Annotated in this window: 9 protein-coding genes; 1 reads left to right on the forward strand and 8 read right to left on the reverse strand. The window is 58.9% G+C overall.

What is annotated here, in order from left to right; genetic code table 11:
* Positions 1–31: 31 nt before the first annotated feature.
* From AC1DSG_RS08755 to AC1DSG_RS08765, 3 genes are all read right to left on the reverse strand, one after another.
* Entirely contained in the window at positions 32–373 is a 342-nt protein-coding gene (locus AC1DSG_RS08755; RefSeq protein WP_477790522.1) for a four helix bundle protein, read from the reverse strand.
* Positions 374–477: 104 nt separating this feature from the next.
* The gene (gene cysD, locus AC1DSG_RS08760; RefSeq protein ID WP_477790523.1) at positions 478–1,395 is read right to left on the reverse strand and encodes a sulfate adenylyltransferase subunit CysD; all 918 of its coding nucleotides are present in this window, start codon (positions 1,393–1,395) and stop codon (positions 478–480) included.
* A gap of 242 nt (positions 1,396–1,637) precedes the next feature.
* A complete protein-coding gene (locus AC1DSG_RS08765; protein WP_477790524.1) occupies positions 1,638–2,396 on the reverse strand; it encodes a Nif3-like dinuclear metal center hexameric protein in 759 nt (252 codons plus the stop codon).
* A 102-nt stretch (positions 2,397–2,498) separates the two neighbouring features.
* On the opposite strand from AC1DSG_RS08765, the gene algW reads away from it, so the two are divergent.
* A complete protein-coding gene (algW, locus tag AC1DSG_RS08770; RefSeq protein ID WP_477790525.1) occupies positions 2,499–3,665 on the forward strand; it encodes a Do family serine endopeptidase AlgW in 1,167 nt (388 codons plus the stop codon).
* A 61-nt stretch (positions 3,666–3,726) separates the two neighbouring features.
* Here the strand turns inward: algW and hisC are convergent, their stop codons facing one another.
* The 5 genes from hisC to AC1DSG_RS08795 form a co-directional block, all read right to left on the reverse strand.
* On the reverse strand, positions 3,727–4,779 hold the full coding sequence (gene hisC, locus AC1DSG_RS08775) for a histidinol-phosphate transaminase (RefSeq protein ID WP_477790526.1): 1,053 nt from the start codon (positions 4,777–4,779) through the stop codon (positions 3,727–3,729).
* 2 nt (positions 4,780–4,781) lie between these two features.
* A complete protein-coding gene (gene hisD, locus AC1DSG_RS08780) occupies positions 4,782–6,119 on the reverse strand; it encodes a histidinol dehydrogenase (RefSeq protein ID WP_477790527.1) in 1,338 nt (445 codons plus the stop codon).
* 124 nt (positions 6,120–6,243) lie between these two features.
* Entirely contained in the window at positions 6,244–6,879 is a 636-nt protein-coding gene (hisG, locus tag AC1DSG_RS08785) for an ATP phosphoribosyltransferase (RefSeq protein WP_007942738.1), read from the reverse strand.
* A 127-nt stretch (positions 6,880–7,006) separates the two neighbouring features.
* Complete coding sequence (murA, locus tag AC1DSG_RS08790) at positions 7,007–8,272, reverse strand: UDP-N-acetylglucosamine 1-carboxyvinyltransferase (RefSeq protein WP_477790528.1); 1,266 nt, start codon at positions 8,270–8,272, stop codon at positions 7,007–7,009.
* Between the two features lie 22 nt (positions 8,273–8,294).
* On the reverse strand, positions 8,295–8,468 hold a 174-nt coding region (locus tag AC1DSG_RS08795), incomplete at its 5' end, for a BolA family protein (RefSeq protein WP_477790530.1).

Below are 8,468 nucleotides of genomic sequence, written 5' to 3' on the forward strand. Positions count from 1 at the left end.
AGCTTCAAGCGGCAAGCTTGTCGGCGTACAGCTACTCAGAAATTTTGTTGATCAAGCCGCATAGCATTCTTGAAAGCTCGCGGGTTTCTGTAATCCAATCGTCAGCCAGGGGATCAGCAATGTAGGCAATATCACGGCCGATGAGGATCTGAGTGCGCAACTCACCACACGAAGCTTTTGCCACCCAAAGAAAATGTACTTTTTCCTTGGCACCGCAACGCTCCATCCCTTCAGCAATATTGGAAGGCACCGATAGTGCGGAGCGGGTAATTTGATCCTTGAAGCCAAAATCCCCACATCTCGCAAACTCTCTGTAGATCCTTACTGCCAAACACTTACTTCTCTGCCAGACAATCAGCTTCTCGAAATCCATTGCGAGTCATCCGATAACGGCTCGCAGCAACCGGCTACAAGCACCAAACTACAAAATTACGCATACCGCCCTTAACTTGCAGCTTGCCGCTTGTAACTCGAAGCTTAAAAGTACCCCTGACGTTTCTTTTCTTCCATCGAGCCTGCGCCATCGTGGTCGATGACCCGGCCCTGGCGTTCGGAAGTTCGCGTCAGGAGCATTTCCTGAATGATGTCGGTCAGGCTGGTCGCCTCGGACTCGACCGCACCGGTCAGCGGGTAGTCGCCGAGCGTACGGAAACGGACCTTTTTCTTGACGATGCGCGCCTTGTCTTCATCGCTCAGGTGATTGAGCAGGCGTTCGTCGTCGATCATGATCCAGGTGCCGTTCATCTCGATAACGTCGCGCTCCGCGGCGAAATACAGCGGCACAATCGGGATACCTTCGAGGTAGATGTATTGCCAGATATCCAATTCGGTCCAGTTCGACAACGGGAACACACGAATGGATTCACCCTTGTTGACGTTGCCGTTGTAGACGTTCCACAGCTCCGGACGCTGGTTTTTCGGGTCCCAGCGGTGCTTGGTGTCGCGGAAGGAATACACGCGCTCTTTGGCACGGGACTTCTCTTCGTCGCGGCGGGCGCCACCGAAAGCAGCATCGAAACCATACTTGTCGAGAGCCTGCTTGAGGCCTTCGGTTTTCATGATGTCGGTATGCTTGGCACTGCCGTGGGTCAGCGGGTTGATGCCCTGCGCGACGCCATCGGGGTTCACGTGTACCAGCAGGTCCAGGCCGAGTTCTTCAACCATGCGGTCACGGAACACGTACATTTCCTTGAACTTCCACTGGGTGTCGACGTGCATCACCGGGAACGGCAGTTTGCCCGGGAAGAATGCCTTGCGCGCAAGGTGCAGCATCACGGCGGAGTCTTTACCGACGGAGTACAGCATCACCGGGTTATCGAACTCGGCGGCGACCTCGCGGATGATGTGGATGCTTTCGGCCTCCAGCTGTTTCAGATGCGTCAGTTTGTCGACCATGGCTACTCACGAAAACGATCTTATGGACGGCCAGCGGGCCGTGTTCGAGCGAGGAATCCTAGCACAGCGACCACTTCTAATCAGGACGCCAGCTAGATCGAAAGGGTATATGAATATACCTCCTCGTTTGGGCAACACCGGACCTGTAGGAGCTGGCTTGCCAGCGATGGGTCCCTTGGATAGTGAGGCGATCAGCAAAACACCATCGCCGGCAAGCCAGCTCCTACAAAGGCATTTTGTATTCAGATCGGATTCGGGCAATCGATGAAGATATGCTCAAGAGCAAACCGGCGCGCCAGATAATCACCCAACGCTTGCACACCATAACGCTCGGTCGCGTGATGACCAGCGGCGATAAAGCTGATGTCGTTTTCCCGGGCGCTGTGGAAAGTCTGCTCGGAGGCCTCGCCACTGAGGTACAGATCGACACCGGCCAAAACCGCCTGGTCGATGTAACCCTGGCCACCACCGGTGCACCATCCTACCCGGCGAATTGTCGCACTGCCTTCGATCAGCAGCGGCTCGCGGCCCATGACTTCCTGGACACGACGGGCGAAATCACGCGCCGTCATCGGCTCGTTCAACGAACCGACCAGGCCGACGACTTTAAGGTTGTCTGGATCCAGCGGGCCTTCGACGGTGATGTCCAACTGCCGGGCCAACTGCACGTTGTTACCGACTTCCGGGTGCAGATCCAGCGGTAAATGGTAGGACAGCAGGCTGATGTCGTGCTTGAGCAAGGTTTTCAACCGACGCTGCTTCATGCCGGTGATGCACGGGTTTTCGCCCTTCCAGAAATAACCGTGATGCACCAGCACCAGATCGGCCTGGGCTTCGACGGCAGCGTCCAGCAGCGCCTGGCTGGCGGTGACGCCGCTGACGATGCGCATCACTTGCGGCCGGCCTTCGACCTGCAAGCCGTTGGGGCAGTAATCAGCAATTTTGGCGCTGGCGAGGTAACGGTCGGCTTCTTCGACCAGGGTGCTCAGGGCGACGGCCATAAAAGACTCCTAAATATCCCGTTCAGAGGCGTGCTTGGCCTCGTATAATGCGCAACATTATGGGCGGTCTCATACCGCCTGCAACCTTTCAGGACGTGCTTAATGCTTAAGGCGCTGCGTTTTTCCGGCTGGCCGCTGTTGGCCGGCGTGCTTATCGCTCTTTTGATAATTCAGCGTTACCCGGAGTGGGTCGGGCTTCCAAGCCTCGACGTGAATTTGCAGCAAGCACCGCAAACGACCAGCGTGCAACAGGGGCCAGTGTCTTACGCCGATGCCGTCACCACCGCCGCGCCGTCGGTGGTCAACCTGTACACCACCAAAGTCATCAACAAACCGAGCCATCCGCTGTTTGAAGACCCGCAGTTCCGCCGCTTCTTCGGCGACAATTCGCCCAAGCAGAAGCGCATGGAATCGAGCCTCGGCTCCGGCGTGATCATGAGCCCGGAAGGCTACTTGCTGACCAACAACCATGTGACCATGGGTGCTGACCAGATCGTGGTGGCGCTCAAGGATGGCCGCGAAACCCTCGCCCGTGTGATCGGCAGCGACCCGGAAACCGACCTCGCGGTCCTGAAGATTGATCTGAAGAACCTTCCTTCCATCACCGTCGGCCGCTCCGACAACATCCGCATCGGCGACGTGGCGTTGGCCATTGGCAACCCGTTCGGTGTCGGCCAGACCGTGACCATGGGCATCATCAGTGCCACTGGGCGCAATCAGTTGGGCCTGAACAACTACGAAGACTTCATCCAGACCGACGCCGCGATCAACCCCGGCAACTCCGGCGGTGCGCTGGTGGACGCCAATGGCAACCTGACCGGCATCAACACCGCGATTTTCTCCAAGTCCGGTGGTTCGCAAGGCATCGGGTTTGCGATCCCGGTCAAACTGGCCATGGAAGTGATGAAGTCGATCATCGAACACGGCCAGGTGATTCGCGGTTGGCTGGGCATTGAAGTCCAGCCGTTGAGCCAGGAACTGGCGGAGTCGTTTGGTCTGTCGGGACGCCCGGGGATTGTGGTAGCGGGGATTTTCCGGGATGGTCCGGCGCAGAAGGCCGGCCTGCAACTGGGAGATGTGATTCTCTCCATCGACGGTGAGCCAGCGGGTGATGGGCGCCGTTCGATGAACCAGGTTGCKCGGATCAAGCCGATGGACAAGGTCACTATTCAAGTGATTCGCAATGGCAAAGAGCTCAAGCTCACGGCTGAAATCGGCCTGCGCCCACCACCTGCGCCGGCGCCGGAAAAAGAGAAAGAAGAAAAGTAAGCAGCCAACCCAAAACCCTTGTGGGAGCGAGCCTGCTCGCTCCCACAGGTTCAGTGGTGGTTCAAAGGTCGCCCWGGCCGTCGATCAGCGCCTGATTCTGCTCAGGTGTGCCGATGGAGATCCGCAGGAACTGTGCAATCCGCTCCTGCTTGAAATGCCGAACGATCACGCCTTGCTCACGCAACTTCGCTGCGAGGCCCGCTGCATCGTGCTTTGGGTGACGGGCGAAAATGAAGTTCGCCGCCGACGGCAACACCTCAAACCCCTTCGCCTCCAGTTGCCCGACCACCTTGTCACGGCTATCAATGACCAATCGGCACGTCTTATCGAAGTACTCGCGATCTTCAAACGCCGCCGCAGCCCCCACAATCGCCAGGCGATCCAGCGGATAGGAGTTGAAGCTGTTCTTGATCCGTTCCAGCGCTTCGATCAAGTCCGGATGCCCCACTGCCAGACCAACCCGCAGGCCGGCCAGCGAACGGGACTTGGATACAGTCTGTGTCACCAGCAGGTTTGGATAACGGTCGACCAGGCTGATGGCCGTCTCACCGCCAAAGTCGATGTAAGCCTCATCGACCACGACCACCGAATCCGGGCTGGCCTTGAGAATTTGCTCGACGGCGTCCAGCGCCAGCAGGCAGCCGGTGGGGGCATTCGGGTTCGGGAAGATGATCCCGCCGTTCGGCTTGGCGTAGTCGGCCGGGTTGATCTGGAATTGCTCGTCCAGCGGCACGGCGTCGAACTTGATGCCATATAACCCGCAATAAACCGGATAGAAGCTGTAGCTGATGTCCGGGAACAGCAGCGGCTGATCGTGTTGCAGCAATCCGTGAAAGATGTGCGCCAGGACTTCATCGGAACCGTTGCCGAGGAACACCTGATTGCCCTGAACGCCGTAGTACTTGGCAACAGCCTGCTTGAGCACATCGCTGTTCGGGTCCGGGTACAAACGCAGGTTGTCGTTCAGTTCGGTCTGCATGGCGGCCAACGCTTTGGGTGAAGGGCCGTATGGATTTTCGTTGGTGTTGAGCTTCACCAGTTTCGTCAGTTTCGGCTGCTCGCCTGGCACGTAAGGCACCAGGCTCTTGACGAAGGGGCTCCAGAATTTACTCATGTTCACTTCCCCTGCTCTTTATTAGAGAGCTCGTCAATGATGCGGTACTCGGCACTACGGGCGTGGGCCGTCAGCGACTCGCCACGGGCCAGCACGGAAGCGGTTTTGCCCAGTTCGGACGCACCCTGCTCGGAGCAGAAGATGATCGAGGAGCGCTTCTGGAAGTCGTAGACACCCAATGGCGAGGAGAAACGCGCGGTGCCGGAAGTTGGTAACACGTGGTTCGGACCGGCGCAGTAATCACCCAGGGCTTCGGAAGTGTGACGGCCCATGAAAATCGCACCTGCGTGACGGATTTTCGGCAACCAGGCTTGCGGATCAGCGACCGACAGCTCCAAGTGTTCCGGGGCAATGCGATTGGCCACTTCGATGGCTTGTTCCATGTCGCGGACCTTGATCAGCGCGCCACGGCCATTGATGGAGGTTGCGATGATCTCGGCACGTTCCATGGTCGGCATCAATTTGTTGATGCTCGCGGCCACCTTGTCGAGGAACTCGGCATCCGGGCTGACCAGAATCGCCTGGGCGTCTTCATCGTGTTCAGCCTGGGAGAACAGGTCCATGGCGATCCAGTCCGGATCGGTCTGGCCGTCGCACACCACGAGAATCTCGGACGGGCCGGCGATCATGTCGATACCGACCTGACCAAACACGTGACGCTTGGCGGTGGCGACATAGATGTTGCCCGGGCCGACCACTTTGTCGACCTTCGGCACGCTTTCGGTGCCGTAAGCCAACGCGGCAACCGCTTGCGCGCCGCCGATGGTGAACACCCGGTCAACGCCGGCAATGCAGGCCGCGGCCAGCACCAGTTCGTTGATTTCACCGCGCGGGGTCGGCACCACCATGACCACTTCGGTCACGCCAGCCACTTTGGCCGGGATCGCGTTCATCAACACCGAAGACGGGTACGACGCCTTGCCGCCCGGTACATACAGACCGGCGCGGTCCAGCGGCGTGACCTTCTGGCCCAGCACCGTGCCGTCGGCTTCGGTGTAGGTCCAGGAGTCCTGTTTCTGTTTTTCGTGGTAGCTGCGCACCCGTGCCGCGGCTTTTTCCAGGGCTTCGCGCTGCGGCACGGTGATCCGGGTCAGCGCCAGCTCAAGACGTTCGCGCGGCAGGATCAGGTCGGCCATCGAGGCGACTTCCAGGCCGTCGAACTTCTGGGTGAATTCCACCAGCGCCGCATCGCCACGCTCGCGCACAGCTTTGATGATGTCCAGCACCCGCTGATTGACCGAGTCGTCAGACACACTTTCCCAGCTCAGCAGATGATCCAGATGATGTGCGAAATCCGGGTCAGCAGCGTTGAGTCGGCGAATTGCAGTCGGTGYGGTCATAGCGAGAGCCTCATAGGAATGGCAAAAACTCAGGTGCCCGAAGCTACCATCGATCCGCTTGGGCACCTGAGAATTCTGGCTATGAGGCGGATAGACGGGCGCGACTTAACGTCGCGCAGGTAAATCAGCCGCGGTGTCGAGACTCCACTGCCTTGCGCAGGGTGTCGATCAACGCCTGGATTCGGGCGTGCTGCATTTTCATCGAAGCTTTGTTGACGATCAGCCGGGAGCTGATGTCGGCGATGAAATCCTGGGGTTCCAGGCCATTGGCGCGCAGGGTGTTGCCGGTGTCAACCACGTCAATGATCTTGTCCGCCAGACCAATCAGCGGCGCCAGTTCCATCGAGCCGTACAGCTTGATGATATCGACCTGACGGCCCTGCTCGGCGTAGTAACGCTTGGCAACGTTGACGAACTTGGTCGCCACCCGCAGGCGGCCCTTAGGCTCGACATCACCGACACGGCCAGCGGTCATCAGTTTGCAGAGGGCAATTCGCAGGTCCAAAGGCTCGTACAGGCCCTGGCCGCCATATTCCATCAGCACATCTTTACCGGCGACGCCGAGGTCTGCGGCACCATGCTCGACGTAGGTCGGCACATCGGTGGCGCGTACGATCAGCAGACGAACGTCAGGCTGGGTCGTGGGGATGATCAGCTTGCGGCTCTTGTCCGGATTCTCGGTCGGCACGATGCCCGCTTCAGCCAGAAGCGGCAGGGTGTCGTCAAGGATGCGGCCCTTGGACAGTGCGATGGTCAACATGGGAAGCGTCAGTCCTTAATCAGGAATCTTATGCCCGGTCGCAAACGGCGCCGGACACACATCGAACCGGAAAAGGCTCGACTTAAACGAATTCAACGGACACGTCCGTGTGCCCATGCAGCAGAAACTAGCCCGGTACGCGGCGGATCTTGGCGCCGAGCATTTGCAGTTTCTCTTCGATGCACTCATAACCACGGTCGATGTGGTAGATGCGGTCGATCAGGGTGTCGCCTTCAGCGATCAAAGCCGAGATCACCAGGCTGGCCGATGCACGCAGGTCGGTGGCCATGACTGGCGCGCCTTTGAGCGTCTCGGTGCCAGTGACGATGGCGGTATTGCCTTCGACCTGGATCTTGGCGCCCATGCGGTGCAGTTCGTACACGTGCATAAAGCGGTTTTCGAAGATCGTCTCGATCACAGCGCCCGTGCCTTCGGCAATGGCGTTGAGGGAGATGAACTGCGCTTGCATGTCGGTCGGGAACGCCGGGTATGGAGCGGTCCGCACGTTGACGGCTTTAGGCCGCTTGCCGTGCATGTTCAGCTCGATCCAGTCTTCGCCGCAGGTGATTTCGGCACCCGACTCACGGAGTTTTTCCAGAACGGCTTCGAGGATGGTCGGATCGGTGTCCTTGACCTTCACACGACCGCCGGTCACGGCCGCCGCCACCAGGTAGGTGCCGGTTTCGATGCGGTCAGGCATCACCTTGTAAGTGGTCGGATGCAGGCGCTCGACGCCATCGATGGTGATGGTGTCAGTGCCGGCGCCAGTAATCTTGGCACCCATGGCGTTCAGGAAGTTCGCCAGGTCGATGACTTCAGGTTCGCGAGCGGCGTTTGCAAGAACGCTGCGGCCTTTGGCCAGAGCAGCCGCCATCATGATGTTTTCAGTACCAGTCACACTGACGGTATCGAAGAAGAAGTGCGCACCGCGCAGGCCACCTTCAGGTGCCTTGGCCTTGATGTAACCGCCCTCAACATCGATGACCGCGCCCATGGCTTCAAGACCACGGATGTGCAGGTCAACCGGACGCGAACCGATGGCGCAACCGCCAGGCAGAGCGACTTCGGCTTCACCGAAGCGGGCAACCATCGGACCGAGTACCAGGATCGACGCACGCATGGTTTTAACCAGCTCGTACGGTGCGATCAGGGTCTTGATGGTGCGCGGGTCGATTTCGACGCTGAGTTTCTCGTCGATCACCGGCTCAATGCCCATGCGACCGAACAGCTCGATCATCGTGGTGATGTCGTGCAGGTGCGGCAGGTTGGCCACGGTCACCGGGCCATCACACAGCAGGGTGGCAGCCAGGATCGGCAGGGCAGAGTTCTTTGCCCCGGAGATGCGGATTTCGCCATCAAGACGAACGCCACCGGTAATAATCAATTTATCCATAAGAATCTCGACGCCCTTGGGCTCAGGTGCGCTCGGCCCAGGCCGCGCTGCTGAAAAATTTCATAGTGACCGCATGGATGCTGCCATCGGTGATCCATGGGTTCAAATGGGCATAGATCTGCTGCTGACGCTTCACCGGGCTCAATGCCGCCAGTTCATCGCTAATCACGTTCAGCTGGAAATTGCAGCCTTCGCC

The organism is Pseudomonas sp. P5_A12 (assembly GCF_056400685.1).

Bases quoted from the DNA above. Each gene is read 5' to 3' on its own strand.
- AC1DSG_RS08755 (WP_477790522.1), bottom strand. From the start codon at position 373: ATGGATTTCGAGAAGCTGATTGTCTGGCAGAGAAGTAAGTGTTTGGCA.
- cysD (WP_477790523.1), bottom strand. From the start codon at position 1,395: ATGGTCGACAAACTGACGCATCTGAAACAGCTGGAGGCCGAAAGCATC.
- AC1DSG_RS08765 (WP_477790524.1), bottom strand. From the start codon at position 2,396: ATGGCCGTCGCCCTGAGCACCCTGGTCGAAGAAGCCGACCGTTACCTC.
- hisG (WP_007942738.1), bottom strand. From the start codon at position 6,879: ATGTTGACCATCGCACTGTCCAAGGGCCGCATCCTTGACGACACCCTG.
- murA (WP_477790528.1), bottom strand. From the start codon at position 8,272: ATGGATAAATTGATTATTACCGGTGGCGTTCGTCTTGATGGCGAAATC.